This is a genomic window from Achromobacter sp. D10 (assembly GCF_035282245.1).
Taxonomy (GTDB): Bacteria; Pseudomonadota; Gammaproteobacteria; order Burkholderiales; family Burkholderiaceae_B; genus Achromobacter; species Achromobacter insolitus.
Genome location: NZ_JAYJLE010000003.1, coordinates 230948 through 244903, shown reverse-complemented (window position 1 = coordinate 244903; position 13956 = coordinate 230948). Strand labels below are relative to the sequence as shown.

At 66.3% G+C, this 13956-nt stretch carries 12 protein-coding genes; 3 read left to right on the top strand and 9 right to left on the bottom strand.

What is annotated here, in order from left to right; translation table 11 throughout:
* Positions 1-5: 5 nt before the first annotated feature.
* The 4 genes from dxs to VCS63_RS11315 all read right to left on the bottom strand — a co-directional run bounded on the left by dxs (position 6) and on the right by VCS63_RS11315 (position 4054).
* Complete coding sequence (gene dxs, locus VCS63_RS11330) at positions 6-1868, bottom strand: 1-deoxy-D-xylulose-5-phosphate synthase (protein WP_164794419.1); 1863 nt, start codon at positions 1866-1868, stop codon at positions 6-8.
* Positions 1869-1921: 53 nt separating this feature from the next.
* Positions 1922-2833: a polyprenyl synthetase family protein gene (locus tag VCS63_RS11325; RefSeq protein ID WP_042792614.1), complete on the bottom strand. Its 912-nt coding sequence runs from the start codon at positions 2831-2833 to the stop codon at positions 1922-1924.
* A gap of 7 nt (positions 2834-2840) precedes the next feature.
* Positions 2841-3107: an exodeoxyribonuclease VII small subunit gene (locus VCS63_RS11320; RefSeq protein WP_042792612.1), complete on the bottom strand. Its 267-nt coding sequence runs from the start codon at positions 3105-3107 to the stop codon at positions 2841-2843.
* 92 nt (positions 3108-3199) lie between these two features.
* Positions 3200-4054: an IclR family transcriptional regulator gene (locus tag VCS63_RS11315; protein ID WP_323879775.1), complete on the bottom strand. Its 855-nt coding sequence runs from the start codon at positions 4052-4054 to the stop codon at positions 3200-3202.
* A 154-nt stretch (positions 4055-4208) separates the two neighbouring features.
* Here VCS63_RS11315 and VCS63_RS11310 point away from each other — a divergent pair, with 154 nt between their 5' ends.
* From VCS63_RS11310 to VCS63_RS11300, 3 genes are all read left to right on the top strand, one after another.
* On the top strand, positions 4209-5177 hold the full coding sequence (locus tag VCS63_RS11310; protein ID WP_063641667.1) for a Bug family tripartite tricarboxylate transporter substrate binding protein: 969 nt from the start codon (positions 4209-4211) through the stop codon (positions 5175-5177).
* A gap of 204 nt (positions 5178-5381) precedes the next feature.
* Entirely contained in the window at positions 5382-6392 is a 1011-nt protein-coding gene (locus tag VCS63_RS11305; RefSeq protein ID WP_042792609.1) for an acyltransferase, read from the top strand.
* A 243-nt stretch (positions 6393-6635) separates the two neighbouring features.
* On the top strand, positions 6636-7784 hold the full coding sequence (locus VCS63_RS11300; RefSeq protein ID WP_063641668.1) for an aromatic ring-hydroxylating oxygenase subunit alpha: 1149 nt from the start codon (positions 6636-6638) through the stop codon (positions 7782-7784).
* Between the two features lie 73 nt (positions 7785-7857).
* Here the strand turns inward: VCS63_RS11300 and VCS63_RS11295 are convergent, their stop codons facing one another.
* The 5 genes from VCS63_RS11295 to VCS63_RS11275 all read right to left on the bottom strand — a co-directional run bounded on the left by VCS63_RS11295 (position 7858) and on the right by VCS63_RS11275 (position 13888).
* Complete coding sequence (locus VCS63_RS11295) at positions 7858-8988, bottom strand: TIGR03364 family FAD-dependent oxidoreductase (RefSeq protein ID WP_323879770.1); 1131 nt, start codon at positions 8986-8988, stop codon at positions 7858-7860.
* A gap of 89 nt (positions 8989-9077) precedes the next feature.
* The gene (locus VCS63_RS11290) at positions 9078-10100 is read right to left on the bottom strand and encodes a putative 2-aminoethylphosphonate ABC transporter substrate-binding protein (RefSeq protein ID WP_238914367.1); all 1023 of its coding nucleotides are present in this window, start codon (positions 10098-10100) and stop codon (positions 9078-9080) included.
* Positions 10101-10199: 99 nt separating this feature from the next.
* Entirely contained in the window at positions 10200-11021 is an 822-nt protein-coding gene (gene phnX / locus VCS63_RS11285; protein ID WP_416379187.1) for a phosphonoacetaldehyde hydrolase, read from the bottom strand.
* Positions 11022-11046: 25 nt separating this feature from the next.
* A complete protein-coding gene (locus VCS63_RS11280) occupies positions 11047-12807 on the bottom strand; it encodes a putative 2-aminoethylphosphonate ABC transporter permease subunit (protein WP_323879767.1) in 1761 nt (586 codons plus the stop codon).
* 7 nt (positions 12808-12814) lie between these two features.
* On the bottom strand, positions 12815-13888 hold the full coding sequence (locus VCS63_RS11275; RefSeq protein ID WP_063641671.1) for a putative 2-aminoethylphosphonate ABC transporter ATP-binding protein: 1074 nt from the start codon (positions 13886-13888) through the stop codon (positions 12815-12817).
* Positions 13889-13956 lie beyond the last annotated feature (68 nt).

Sequence of the window (13956 nt, the reverse complement as noted above, 5' to 3'; positions counted from 1 at the left end):
CGGAATCAGCCCAGCAGGTCGGCGTAGCGGGCGCGGATCGAACGCTCGATGCCGGCCGCATCCAGGCCGATACCCGCCCACAGGGCGGACTGCTCGCCATGATCGATGAATTCGTCGGGCAGGCCCAACTGCAGCACCGGGATCGCGACGCCGGCCGCGCTCAGCGTTTCCAGCACGGCACTGCCCGCCCCGCCCATGATGGAGGCGTCTTCCAGCGTAACCAGCGCGTCGTGGCGGCTGGCAAGGTCCAGGATCAGCTCCCGGTCGATGGGTTTCACGAAGCGCATGTCGGCCACCGTGGCGTCGAGCTGGGAGGCGGCGCCAAGCGCGGCCTGGACCAGGGTGCCAAAGCCCAGGATAGCGATCTTGCGGCCTTCGCGGCGCACCACGCCGCGGCCGAGTTCGACCGTGCCCAGGCCTGCCTCTTCGGCCGCGCCGCAACCCGCACCGCGCGGATAGCGCACCGATGCCGGACCGGGAAACTGATAACAGGTCGACAGGAGCAGCCGCGTTTCGTTTTCGTCCGAGGGCGTGGCCACGACCATGTTGGGTACGCAGCGCAGGAAGGCGATGTCGTAGTTGCCGGCATGGGTGGCGCCGTCCGCCCCTACCAGACCGGCACGATCCAACGCGAAAGTCACGTCCAGGTTCTGCAAGGCCACGTCATGGATGAACTGGTCGTAACCGCGCTGCATGAAGGTGGAGTAGATCGCGACCACCGGTTTCTGGCCTTCGCAGGCGATGCCGGCGGCAAAGGTCACGGCGTGCTGCTCGGCGATGCCCACGTCGAAATAGCGTTGCGGAAAGCGTTTTTCGAATTCCACCAGCCCGCTGCCTTCACGCATGGCGGGCGTAATGGCGACCAGGCGCGAATCCTGTTCGGCCATGTCGCACAGCCACTGGCCGAACACCTGCGTAAAACTGCGCTTGCCCGGCGCCTTCGATTGCTGGATACCGACCGCCGGATCGAACTTGCCGGGCCCGTGATACAGCACCGGGTCAGCCTCGGCCAGCTTGTAGCCCTGGCCCTTGCGGGTCACGACATGCAGGAACTGCAGGCCTTCCAGCGCCTTGAGGTTCTGCAGGGTGGGCACCAGCGCGTCCAGGTCGTGCCCGTCTATCGGGCCGACGTAGTTGAAGCCGAATTCCTCGAACAGCGTGGCCGGCGTGACCATGCCCTTGGCGTGTTCCTCGAAGCGGCGCGCCAGTTCCAGCACCGGCGGCACGTGCTGCAACACCGCCCGCCCCACATTCTTGGCGGCCGCGTAGAAGCGGCCCGACATCAGGCGCGCCAGATAACGGTTCAGCGCCCCCACCGGCGGCGAGATCGACATGTCGTTGTCGTTCAGGATCACCAGCAGGTTGATATTGGGAGTGACGCCGGCATTGTTCATGGCTTCGAAGGCCATGCCCGCGGACATCGCGCCGTCGCCGATGACGGCGATGTGCTGGCGCTGCACGCCGGCATTGCGCGACGCCACCGCCATGCCCAGCGCCGCCGAGATCGATGTGGACGAATGCGCGGTGCCGAAGGCGTCGTATTCGGACTCGCTGCGTTTGGGAAAGCCGGAAATTCCGCCTTGCTGGCGCAACTTGGCCATGCCGGCGCGACGCCCCGTCAGGATCTTGTGCGGGTAGGACTGGTGGCCCACGTCCCAGACGATACGGTCATGCGGCGTGTCGAATACCTGATGCAGGGCCAGCGTGAGTTCGACGGTGCCCAGGTTGGACGACAGGTGCCCGCCCGTTTTGGATACCGACTCCAGCACGAAGCCGCGCAGCTCGTCCGCCAGTTTCTTCAGCTCGCGGCGATCCAGGCGCTTGAGGTCAGCCGGGGATTGAATGCGGTCCAGTAAATCTGTCGTCATGCTTTTATGTGGTTCGTTGGCCCGGCCTGCCTCCAGCCCGGGCTGGTCCCGGTTCAGCGGTCTCGTAGGACGATGAAGTCGGCCAGTTCAGCCAGGCGCGATCCAGCCTCGCCCAGCGGAGCCAGGGCGGCCAGCGCGTCCTCTCGCAGTTCCTGGGCGAACGCGCGCGCGCCGTCCAGCCCCAGAAGCGATACATACGTGGGCTTGTTCTCGGCGGCGTCCTTGCCGGGCGTCTTGCCCAGGCTGGCGCTATCCGCGGTCACGTCCAGGATGTCGTCGACGACCTGGAAAGCCAGCCCCACCGCCTGCGCATAGGCGTCCAGCGCCTGGCGCGAGGCGGAGCTTGCGCCCGCCACGATGCCGCCCAACGCCACGCTGCACGCCAGCATGGCGCCCGTCTTCATGCTGTGCATGGTTTGCAGTTCGTCGCGCGACAGCGCGTGGCCGACGCTGAACAGGTCGATGGCCTGCCCGCCCGCCATGCCCTGGCTGCCCGCGGCGCGCGCCAGCGACTGGGTCGCCTGCACGATCAGGGCCGGCGCGATCGGCATCGAGGCGAGCAGATCGAAGGCCAGCGGCTGCAGCGCGTCGCCGGCCAGCATGGCAGTGGCTTCGTCGAATTGCACGTGGGTAGTGGGCCGTCCGCGGCGCAGCGTGTCGTCGTCCATGCAGGGCAGATCGTCGTGCACCAGCGAATAGGCGTGGATCAGTTCCACCGCGGCCGCGGCGCGGTCCAGCGATGCCTGCACAGCCAGCACGCTACCGCTGACGGGACATGCCTGCCCCGCGGCGTAGACCAGCGCGGCGCGCACCCGCTTGCCGCCGCCGAGCACGGCGTAACGCATGGCTTCGTGCAACCGGGAGGGCAACGCGTCAGCCGGGGGCAAGAGATCGTCCAGAACGTCCTCGACGTGCTGCACGCGGCCCTGCAACCATTCCGGGAAGGCGAGTTGAATTTGCTTCATCGGGTTCTTATTCGTCATCCAGCGCCGCCGGGTCCAGCGGACGCAGCAAGTCGCCCTCCAGGACCTTGACCTGCTGTTCGGCCTGCGCCAAGCGTTCCTGGCAGACCCGCGTGAGCGCCACGCCGCGCCGGTAGGCGGCAAGCGACTGCTCAAGGGGCAACGAGCCGTCTTCCATGGCCGCTACCAGCGATTCGAGTTCGGCCAACGCCGTTTCGAAATCCTGGGGCATGGGACGGTCATCGATCTGCGGATCGGCTTGTGAAGGCTTGGCCAAACGGGTCTCCGAGGGCGCTAGGGGTGGATCAATCCGTGAATTGTACGAGATACCCGCAAGAGCGTCGGGCTTGCCGCCATGCGCCGCGCGTCTCAGCTCGCGGCGCCCGCCAACCCCACGATGGCGGCTCGCAACAAGGGCGCCACGCGCGTGCGCAGGTCCGCCTCCGGCAACAGGCTTGCGGGTCCGCCACAGCTCATGACGAAGACCCCTTCGCCGGTGATGGACGAGAACGGCACGGCGACGGCGTTGATCCCCGACTGCCATTCGCCGATCGCGTAGCAGCAGCCCGTATCGCGCAGTTCCGCGCGGGCGCGCTCGATGGCCTCTGCGGCCGGCGCCGCCTCGCCCAGGCGGGTCAGCGCGTCGGCGCAAGCCTGGGGCGGCAGGCTGGCCAGATAGGCCCGGCCCATGGCGCTGTCCAGGCTGGCGCGATAACCGACCGGCAAACGCAGGTACAGCGCCGAAGAGCCGTGGATGGCTTCGACGTAGGTCATGGCGTCGCCGTCGAAGGCACCGAGCGCCACTGCGCCGCCGGTAGCCCGCGCCAGCTCGGTCATTGAGGCCTTGGCCAGCTCCCTCACCTCCAGCCCCGCCAACAGGCCGAAACCCAGGGCCAGGACGCCGTAGCCGGGCGAATACTTGCCGGTGTCCGGGTGATAGCGCAGGTAGCCCAATTCGGTAAGGGTGTAGGTAATACGACTGATCGTGGGCTTGGGCAAGCCGGTCAGGCGCGCCAGGTCCAGGTTGCCCAGAGCCGCCACGCCATGGCGGAAGCAGCGCAGCACATCGAGTCCGCGCGCCAGCGCTGTAATGAAGTCGGGGGAGTTGGCGCCCTCGCCCGAGCCGGCAACGCGCTTACGGCGCGCGGGCAGGCTGAGCTCGACCTTGCTGTCCGGTTTGGCGGCGGGATGCGCGATGCGCTTGGAGTCAGAAAAAGATTGCATTTCTATTCGCTTCGTTTTTATAGTTTATTTCGAATAACAAAATTAAATTTCATTTTACGGAATTTAAAGCAAGGCGCGAGACCTGGCAAGCGTTGCCCGCAACGCCAAGCCCGGCCCGACCCTCCACTCATGCACGCGATTTCAAGGGGAAAACATGATTCGCACTAGCTTCAAATTGCTGGCCACCCTGTTGCTCAGCGCGGCGGCCCTGGGCGCCCAGGCCGAGACCTATCCGGCCCGCCCGATCAAGGTCGTCTCGCCCTTCCCGGCCGGCGGCGCCACCGACGTGCTGACCCGGATACTGGCCGAACGCATGGCCAAGACGCTGGGCCAGCCCATGATCGTCGAGAACAAGGCGGGCGCAGGCACCTCGATCGGGGCGGCCTTTGTTTCGCGGGAAGCGCCGGACGGCTACACCATCCTGATGGCGACCAACTCCACCCTGGTCACGAACCGCTACCTATACAAGGAACTGCCCTACGACCCCGACGGCTTCGCCCGCATCGGCATGGTCGGCGTGGGGCCGCTGGTGCTGCTGTCCAGCCCCAAGCGGCCGTTCAACAGCACCCAGGACGTGGTGGCCTACGCCAAGCAGAATCCCGGCAAGCTGACCTTCGCCACCTTCGGCCCCGGCACGTCCTCGCACCTGGCGGGCGAACTCTTCAAGGAGCGCGCCGGCATCGACATCCTGCACGTGCCGTTCAAAGGCGCGACCCAGGCCCTGCCGGCCCTGGTCAGCGGCGACGTGGACCTGTTCTTCGACATGGTGGCCACGGGCATGCCGCAGGCCGATGCCGGCAAGGTCAAGGTCTTCGCCATTACCAGCCCCGGGCGCCTGCCCACGCAGCCGAAGCTGGCGACGCTTGCCGAACAAGGTTATCCGGCCTTCGACATGACCGCCTGGTTCAGCTTCGTGGCCCCCAAGGGCACCCCCGCCCCAGTCATGGAAAAACTGCAGCAAGCGCTTGTCGAAACGCTGCAGGATGAAACGATCAAAAAGCGCATGCTGGACATGGGCATCGATCCGCGCTCGGGCACGGCGGCCGAACTGGACAAGCAGATCCAGACCGAACAGCCCATCGTGGCGCAGCTGATCAAGCAGGCCAATATCGTTTTGCAATGACGATGCCGGCCGTTTCGTGACAAAACGTTGGCGGGCCCCGGCCCGTCGACGAATGCGCCGAGCCGCAAGGCTCCCGCCGGCAGCGGCCCCAGTGGCCCCTGCCGGTTTTTCGTGCGCAGCCGATATGCCCTCTAACCCCTGGATACAGAACCGGGGCGCTCCCCGCTGCTATGGTGAAAAGGCAAACACCGCAACGGGAGCCCGATGCCGTACATCGAAGAGAAATATGCGCGCCTGGACGCCGCCCGCTGGCTGGCGGCGGTGGCCGTCGTGCTGCTGCACAGCGCGGCCATGATCGTCAGCAACCCCGCCGTCTACGGTGGCGGAGCCTGGCTGGCCGCCAACCTGTACGACTCGGCGGCGCGTTGGTGCGTGCCTGTGTTCGTCATGGTCAGCGGCGCCCTGCTGCTGGATCCCGACAAGCCGCAAGATGCGCGCCAGTTCTACAGCCGGCGCATGGCTCGAATCTGCGCGCCGCTGCTGTTCTGGACGTTCTTCTACCTGGCGTGGCGCACGGCGCTGGATTGGTGGGACGACGGCCGCATCGATTTTTCGTTCTGGCCGCGCAAGCTGGTACAAGGCGAGCCCTACTATCACTTGTGGTACCTGTACATGATCGTGGGCCTGTATCTGTTCGCGCCGCTGGTGCGGATCCTGTATGCGCGCAGCACGCCGCGCGCCCGCGCGCTGTGGGTGGTGGGCATCCTGGGGGTGGCGATCCTGGACGCACTGTACCGTCGCGCTTTGGGCGCGCCCGCGGGCTTTTTCCTGACCTGGTTCCTGCCCTACCTGGGCTACTTCGTGGCGGGCCGCCTGATCTTCGACGGCCAGATGCGCATCCCGCGTCCCGGTCTGATGCTGGCAGCCAGCGTCGCGGCCACCGCGCTGGGCGTCTATGCGATGTCCAGCAATCGCGCACTCGACACCTACTTCTACGACTACTTCAGCCTCACCGTGCCGTTCATGTCGCTGGCCGCGTTCCAGTGGATCGTCTCGTCGCCGCGCTTGCCGCGGATGGCCTCGCTCGCCCCGCTGACTTTCGGCATCTACCTGATCCATCCACTGTTCCTGGACGTGGCGCGCCGCGCCGGCGCGCTTACCGGCGCGCGCGCGGACGCCTGGACGCTGCCCTTGCAGGCCGCAGTCGTGTTCGCGCTGTCGGCGGCCAGCTGCTGGCTGCTGAGGCGGCATCCCGCGACGCGCAGATTCGTCTGAAAGGCCTACATCTTCAAGGGGTTATGCCGCGCACCGCATGGTTAAGCCGGCCTCGGCATAACTTCACCAAGCTTCGCAGTTCTTCACGGGCGCAGGGTAAGGGCTTGGGGTACAATTCACGGCTTACTTGATCGGCCAGACACCGATTTTTCTTCGCGCCAGCACGGAACGCAGCCAGCGGATTTCAAAGCCGCCCGGCAAAAGCTCCTCCGTCCTGGCTTTTTTATCCGAGCGGGGGGAATCATGACCGACATCGGTCGGATGGCACATGTAGTGCCAGCTCGCACCCAGCTACCCGTCAGCGCGTATTTTGACGAAGCCCTCTTTGCCCGCGAGCAAGAACTCATTTTCAAGCAATCCTCACAATACGTCGGCCACCAGAAAGTGGTGCCCGAAATTGGGGATTGGCGTACGTTGGTTCAGGAAGACGGAGGGCGCGTGCTGGTTCGCAACCAGCAAGGCGTCGAACTCATCTCAAATGTCTGCCGCCACCGTCAGGCATTGATGCTTGGCGGCGAGGCCGGCAATGTGGCCGGCAACTGCAATACGCATGGCAATCTGAAGGCAACGGGCGGCAATATTGTCTGCCCCTTGCACCGCTGGACGTACAACAACCAGGGCGAGTTGTTGGGCGCGCCCCAGTTCGCCACCACGCCCTGCATGAACCTGCAGAAGTTCCGCCTGCGTGACTGCCATGGCCTGCTGTTCGAAGGCCCGCGCGATCCGGCCTCCGACATGGCGCCGCTGTTCTCGCGTCCGGAATTCGACTTCGGCGATTACGTGCTGGATCACGTCGAAGTGCACCAGTGCAACTACAACTGGAAGACCTTCATCGAGGTCTACCTCGAGGACTATCACGTCGGTCCGTTCCATCCGGGCCTGGGCCGATTCGTCACCTGCGACGACCTGAGCTGGGAATTCAACGACTGGTACAGCCTGCAGAAGGTCGGCGTGCACAACGCCCTGGCGCAGCCGGGCTCCGACGTGTACAAGCAATGGCATGACCGCCTGCTGGCGTTCCGCGAAGGCGATGCGCCCGATTTCGGCGCGGTCTGGGTCACGTACTTCCCGACCCACATGATCGAGCTGTATCCGCACGTGCTGGTGCTCTCCACGCTGTATCCGAAGGGTCCCCAGGAAACGGTGAACGTGGTCGAGTTCTACTACCCCGAGGAAATCGCCGCCTTCGAGCGCGAATTCGTCGAGGCCCAGCGCGCCGCCTACATGGAAACGGCGATCGAAGACGATGAGATCGCCGAACGCATGGACGCGGGCCGCAAGGCGCTGATGCTGCGAGGCGTGAACGAAACCGGACCGTACCAGTCGCCCATGGAAGACGGCATGCAGCACTTCCACGAATGGTATCGCCGTATCATGCAGGAACGCGTCTGAAGCCCGCTTCGACGCCGCTCCCATGCAAAAGGCCTCGCGTACGCGAGGCCTTTTCTTTTGCCAACTGCCGGAATCAGCGGCCCAGCACGCCCGCGACCGTGCGCTCGCCGATGGCCAGGCCCACCGTCATGCCCACACCCGAGTGCATCACCGCCACCGTCGTGGCGGCATCGACCGGCATGACCGAGAACGGCGCCGGACCGTGCGCGCCATAGACTCCCTGCCAGCGCTCCAGCACCCGCAAGCGCGCGCCCAGGGCCTGGGTCGCCAGGTCCAGCATGGCATTGTCGACCGCCTCGTCATTGAACGGCGGCGCGTCCTGGCCGTAGCGGTGCGAATCGCCGATGATCAATTCGCCATAGGGAGTGGGACTGATCAGCAGGTGGATGCCGTTTTCCAGCAGCATGGGCGTTCGCGCCTGGATCAGGTCGCGCAGCGCCAGCGCCGACGGCAGGTCGGAGAACGCGCCGTAGTGCACGCAGGACAGGCCGGTCAACAAGGGTCGGTCCAGCGCGAGAGGCTGAGTCTCGAATGCCGCGCGCAACATCTGCAGGCGCGTGACCTCCAGATTCATCGGCGCAAAGCGCTCCGGCAACAGCGTCAGGTAGTCATGCCCGGGGCAGACGAACACGTGGCTGCCCTTGAATTCGCCCGCCGAGGTGCTCACCAATCCGCCTTCGACGGCCCGAGCCAGCGTGCCGGTGACGAACTCCACGCCCAGCGACTCCGCCAGATAGCGCGTAATGGCGGGCAGCGCCTCGCGCGAATAGATCTGCAGGTCGTCATGGCCTTGCAGGGCCGCGCAATGATGCGCCAATCGACCGCCATACAGCCCGGCCACCGCGCGGCCCGAGAGCAGTTCGGCGCGATACCCTTCCTGGCGCATGCGCGTCTCGGCGAACTCCTGCAGCACGTCCGCCTCGTCGGCATTGCGCGCCAGCACCAGGGCGCCATTGGCGCGCACATGAAAGCCCGCGCGGTCCGCCAGTTCCAGCCACAGCTCACGCGCCTGCTGGGCGTGAGACAGCATCATGCCGGGAGCCTGGCCCGTCACGATGACCTGGCCGAAGTTGCGGATGGTGGCGCCGTGAGCCTGGCGGCTGCGTTCGATGACGGCCACCGAGAGGCCGCGCTTGGCGGCGGCCCAGGCATGGGCGATGCCCAGCATACCGGCGCCCACCACGACTACGTCGAAATTTTTCATCTGTGGAACAGTGCAAGAGGAATGCGTTGAGGCTGCCCTCGCGGGTGCCCCCGAGGCGCGGCGGCCGAAGCCGCCGCGGTCAAACAGCCTTACTTCTTCTTCGGCTCGGACTTGCCGTCGTAGCGCTTGGTCCACTCGGCGATGATGCGGTCGCGATTGGTCGCGGCCCAGGTGAAGTCGTTCTTGATCATGCGTTGCATCAGGTCGGCCGGCAGGTTCGGATTGGACGTGGCGATCGACGGGATGGCCAGCACGGCAAAGTTGGCCTTGTACAGTTCATTGGCCTCGCGGCTGGCGGAGAAGTCGGCCAGCTTGCGCGCGGCTTCCAGATGCTTGGTGCCCTTCATGATGGCGGTGGCTTCCACTTCCCAGCCCAGGCCTTCCGAGGGGAACACGGCTTCGACGGGCGCGCCGTCGGCCTTCAGCTTGGCGGCGCGGTAATCGAACGACACGCCGATCGGGAACTCGCCCGCGGCGGCCATGTTGCAGGGCTTGGAACCCGAGTGCGTGTACGAGCCGATGTTCTTGTGCAGGGCGTCCATGTAGGCCCAGCCCTTTTCCTCACCGAAGATCTGCAGCCAGGCGCTGACGTCCAGGAAGCCCGTGCCCGACGAAGCCGGATTCGGCATCACGATCTTGCCCGCATACACAGGCTTGGTCAGGTCCTGCCACGAAGTGGGCTTGGGCAGCTTCTGCTTTTCGGCTTCGATGGTGTTGAAGCAGATCGCGGCGGCGAAGCCGTCCATGCCGACCCAGGTGGGTTCGGCCTTGGCGTCGCGCATATTGGCGGCGATCTGGTCCAGGCCCTTGGGAGCGTAGGGCTGCAGCATGCCTTCCTTGTCCATCAGGCCCAGCGAGGTGCCGGCCAGGCCCCAGATCGCGTCGGCCTTGGGGTTGTTCTTCTCGGCCAGCAGCTTGGCCGTAATGATGCCGGTGGAATCACGCACCCACTGGATCTTGATGTCGGGATTGGCCTTCTCGAAGGCGGCCTGATAGGCCTTGATCTGGTCGGCTTCGAGCGCGGTGTAGACCGTCAGGGTGGTCTCGGCGGAGGCGGCGCCCATCACGGCCGTCAGGGCGGCGGCCAGTGCAAGCAGCTTGTAGCGATTCATGAAGTGACTCCGTGGGTAAGCGGAAAAAATGGCTGAGGGAGGCCCCCGGGGCTGGTCGGAACCGGCCCCGGCAAGCGGTGCAATCAGGGAGAAGAACGGTTAGGGACGCTGGCCCGCGGACAGGCGGGATTCGATGTCGGCGATCACGGCGGGCAGGTCGGCAACGGTGTCAATCAGGTAATGCGGCGCGACGGGCGACAGTTCCTGGCTGGCGGCGGTGCGCGCTTGCTGGCGACCCGCTTCGTCCAGGCTCAGGTATTCCTCCAGTGTCAGGCCGGCGGCGTTACCCGACAGCAGCAGGCCCACCGTCCACATGCCGGCGCGGCGCCCTTCCTCGATGCCGGGCGCGGTGTCGTCGACCTTGACGCAGGCGGCCACGTCGGAGATACCCAGCTCGATCACATTCTTCAGGGCCATCGCGGGCGCCGGGCGCGCGCGCGGCACGTCATCGCTGGCGACGATGCAATCGGGCTCCAGCCCTCCGGAGGCGGCGCGCTCGACCACGCGGCGCATGACGCTGGCGGGATAGCCCGAGCACGAGCCGATCTTCAGGCCACGCTGGCGCAGGGCGCGCAGCAGCTCGGCCGCTCCGGGTATCGCCGCGGAGTATTGCGCGACCTTTTCCAGCTGCATCGGCAGGAAGCGCTCGTAGATGGCGGTCACATCGTCATCGCCAGGCAAGCGGCCGAACTGCGCCTGGTACTGGCTGGCGATCACGGGATCGTTGCAGAGCGTGCGGATGTGGTCCCACTTGCCCATGCCCATCGGGCCTCGCGCCTGGGCCAGCGACATTTCCACGCCGAACTGCGAGAACGCATCCACGAACACCTTGGTGGGCGCAAAGGAGCCGAAGTCGACCAGCGTGCCGGCCCAGTCGAAGATCACCGCTTCCAGGCGGACGGGCAAAGGCGAAACAGTCATGAGAGTCATCCTTCAATAAATTCGTTCAATGGGCCACGGGGCGGCGCCAGGCCTGGCTGCGCGCCACCAGCGCGCGGCTTGCCAGGTGCAGGACCAAGGCGGCGACGGCCGAACTGGCCATGATCACGGTGCACATGGCGGCGGCAGGGCCGATGAAGCCGGCGTCGTCCATGTTCAGCACCGCGACCGCGGCCAAGACCGTCGAAGGGCTGTACAGGAACACTACCGCGGAGACCGTCGTCATGGCGGAAACAAACAGATAGCGGGCCACATCCAGCGCGGCGGGCAGGCACATCGGCAGCGTCACGCGCAGGAAGGTCGTCAGGCGCGGCACCTTCAGCGAGGCGGAGGCAGCTTCGAACTCGGGGTCCAGCGCGTTGAGCGCCGTGGCCGCCGTGAGATGCGCACTGGTGTAGAAATGGACGATGGTGCACAGGACCAGCAGCGGCATGGTGCCGTACAGAACGTTCAGCGGGTTCGACAGGCTATTGAAGAAGAAGATATAGCCCAGGCCCAGCACCAGGCCCGGCACGGCCATGGGCATCAGCGCCAACATGCCGACCATGCCGCGCAGGCCCCGCGTGACCGAGCTGCGGGCCGGCACCTTTTCCATCATCCAGGCGCCCGTGAAAACCACGGCCGTGCCGGCCAGCGCGGTGCAGAACGCCAGTTTCAGGCTGTTGCGCCAGGCCAGCCAGCCGCCGCCGTCCATATTGTCGAAGTCATACGAACGCAGCGACATCGACAAGTTGTAGGGCCACATCTTCACGAACGAGGCCCACACCGCCACACCGATAATCAGCAGCAGGAATGCCGCCAGCACGCCGGCCAGCGCCAGGAAGGCAGCATCGCGGCGGCGGTGGACGCCTGCGGCATAGGGCTGGGCCCGGCCGCTCATCTGGGCGCCCTGGCGGGCGCGCAACCGCCGGTCCAGGGCGAAGGTCAGGATCGCGGGAAGCAGCAACAGGATGCCGATGGCAGCACCCTTGGGGAAGTTCTGCTGGCCGACCACGGCCTTGTAGGCCTCCATCGCCAACACGTTGTAATCGCCGCCAACCACCTTGGGCACGCCGAAGTCCGTCACGGTCAGCGTGAATACCACGCAGCAGGCCGAAAACACGGCATAGCGGGTACCCGGCAGCGTCACGGTCAGGAAAGTTCGCCAAGGGCCTGCGCCCATGGCGCGCGCCGCATCGTAGAGGCGGCCGTCGGCCAGGGCCAGGCCGGTCAACAGGATCATGAGCGCGTGCGGAAAGGTGTAGAACGCCTCGCCCACGACAATGCCCCAGAAACCGTAGATGGTCGCGCCGCCGGTCAGGCCCTTGAGCAGGCCCTGGTTGCCCAGCAGATACACCAGCGCGATGCCCGGCAGCAAGGACGGCGCCAGCAAAGGCAGCAAGGCGATGGTGCGCAGCAGCCCCTTGCCCGGCAGGCGCGTGCGCGTCAGGCCGTAGGCGAATCCGTAGGCGCACGGCACGACGAGCAGCGTGGTCACGACGCCCACCGCCAGGCTGCGCCCGACCATGCTCATGAATCCGTCGCCGCCGATGATGCCCGCAAGTACCGACAGGCCAGCCCAGGCGCCATCGCTGTCCGTCACGGACTTGATCAGGATCGCGGCCAGCGGCAGCGCCAGGAACAGCAGCTGGCCCAGCGCCAGGGCGCCCTGCCCCGCACTCAGGCCGAAGGCGCCGATCCATGCCGGCAGCGGACGGCGGCCCAACGCCGGCAGGGGCGCAGCGAAGCTGCCCGCAGCCGCGGGGCCCGGCTTGGAGGAATGGCTCATGGCGGGGTCAAGCGTAGGCGCGTATCGCATGGCGCGGCAGCTCCACCCAGCAGCGGCTGGCAGCGTGAGGGCCCAGCAGGGCGTCTCCAATTTCGGGGGGCACGATGGAATGCACCGTGCTGCCGGGCACGCCTTCCAGGCGGAGGGCCAGGCGGTAGCCACGGCCGAGGAACACGCCGTCCAGCACGTCGGCCAGCATAGCGTTGGCTTGGTCCGGACGCGCGGTGCTGACGCGCACCGCTTCCGGCCGCACGAACAACTTGCCGCTGGCGGCGCCCAGCGCCTCATCCACATCCAGCTCCTGCCGGCCCACGCGGGCACGGTGCGCATCGACGCGCTCGAACGGCAGCCAGTTCGCCTCGCCCACGAAATCGGCGATGAAGGCCGAGCCGGGCTGGCGATAGAGTTCTCGGGGCGTGCCGTATTGCTCGATGATTCCGCCATTCATCACGGCGATCCGATCGGCCATCACCATGGCCTCTTCCTGGTCGTGCGTGACCATCAGCGTGGTGATGGACAGGCGCTTCTGCAAGGCCCGCAGTTCGATGCGCAGATGCTCGCGCACGCGGGCGTCTAGGGCCGACATGGGTTCGTCCAGCAACAGCAGGGAGGGCGACGGCGCCAACGCGCGCGCCAGGGCCACGCGCTGCTGCTGCCCGCCCGAGATCTGTCCCGGATACTTTCCAGCCGCGCCGGCCAGCCCGACCAGCGTCAGCATTTCCTCGACGCGGTTGGCGACGTGGTTGCGGTGTGCGCGCTTGCCGCTCAGGCCGTAGGCCACGTTCTGGGCCACGGTCAGGTTGGGGAACAGCGCATAGGACTGGAACAGGATGCCGTAGTCGCGCGCCTGCGGTTCGGCGTGCGAGATATCGCGGCCGGACAGCACGATCGTGCCGCTGTCCTGGCGCTCCAGGCCCGCAATGGCGCGCAGCAAGGTGGTCTTGCCGCAGCCCGAGGGACCCAGCAGGCACACCAGTTCCCCGGCACGGATGTCGAGCGAGACGTCCGACAGCGCGGTATGGCTGCCGAAGCGCTTCACAAGATGCCTGACAGAGAGAAATGCGGTATCGCGTTCGGCCATGGGGCCTCCGGTTTGGGAACGAAGGCAGTATGGAAGACGCGTATTGAGTGTTTATGACACTTCGCGCA

Excerpts from the sequence above, each read along its gene's own strand:
- dxs (WP_164794419.1), bottom strand. The coding sequence starts at position 1,868 with ATGACGACAGATTTACTGGACCGCATTCAATCCCCGGCTGACCTCAAG.
- VCS63_RS11325 (WP_042792614.1), bottom strand. The coding sequence starts at position 2,833 with ATGAAGCAAATTCAACTCGCCTTCCCGGAATGGTTGCAGGGCCGCGTG.
- VCS63_RS11315 (WP_323879775.1), bottom strand. The coding sequence starts at position 4,054 with ATGCAATCTTTTTCTGACTCCAAGCGCATCGCGCATCCCGCCGCCAAA.
- VCS63_RS11310 (WP_063641667.1), top strand. The coding sequence starts at position 4,209 with ATGATTCGCACTAGCTTCAAATTGCTGGCCACCCTGTTGCTCAGCGCG.
- VCS63_RS11305 (WP_042792609.1), top strand. The coding sequence starts at position 5,382 with ATGCCGTACATCGAAGAGAAATATGCGCGCCTGGACGCCGCCCGCTGG.
- VCS63_RS11300 (WP_063641668.1), top strand. The coding sequence starts at position 6,636 with ATGACCGACATCGGTCGGATGGCACATGTAGTGCCAGCTCGCACCCAG.
- VCS63_RS11295 (WP_323879770.1), bottom strand. The coding sequence starts at position 8,988 with ATGAAAAATTTCGACGTAGTCGTGGTGGGCGCCGGTATGCTGGGCATC.
- VCS63_RS11290 (WP_238914367.1), bottom strand. The coding sequence starts at position 10,100 with ATGAATCGCTACAAGCTGCTTGCACTGGCCGCCGCCCTGACGGCCGTG.
- phnX (WP_416379187.1), bottom strand. The coding sequence starts at position 11,021 with ATGACTGTTTCGCCTTTGCCCGTCCGCCTGGAAGCGGTGATCTTCGAC.
- VCS63_RS11280 (WP_323879767.1), bottom strand. The coding sequence starts at position 12,807 with ATGAGCCATTCCTCCAAGCCGGGCCCCGCGGCTGCGGGCAGCTTCGCT.
- VCS63_RS11275 (WP_063641671.1), bottom strand. The coding sequence starts at position 13,888 with ATGGCCGAACGCGATACCGCATTTCTCTCTGTCAGGCATCTTGTGAAG.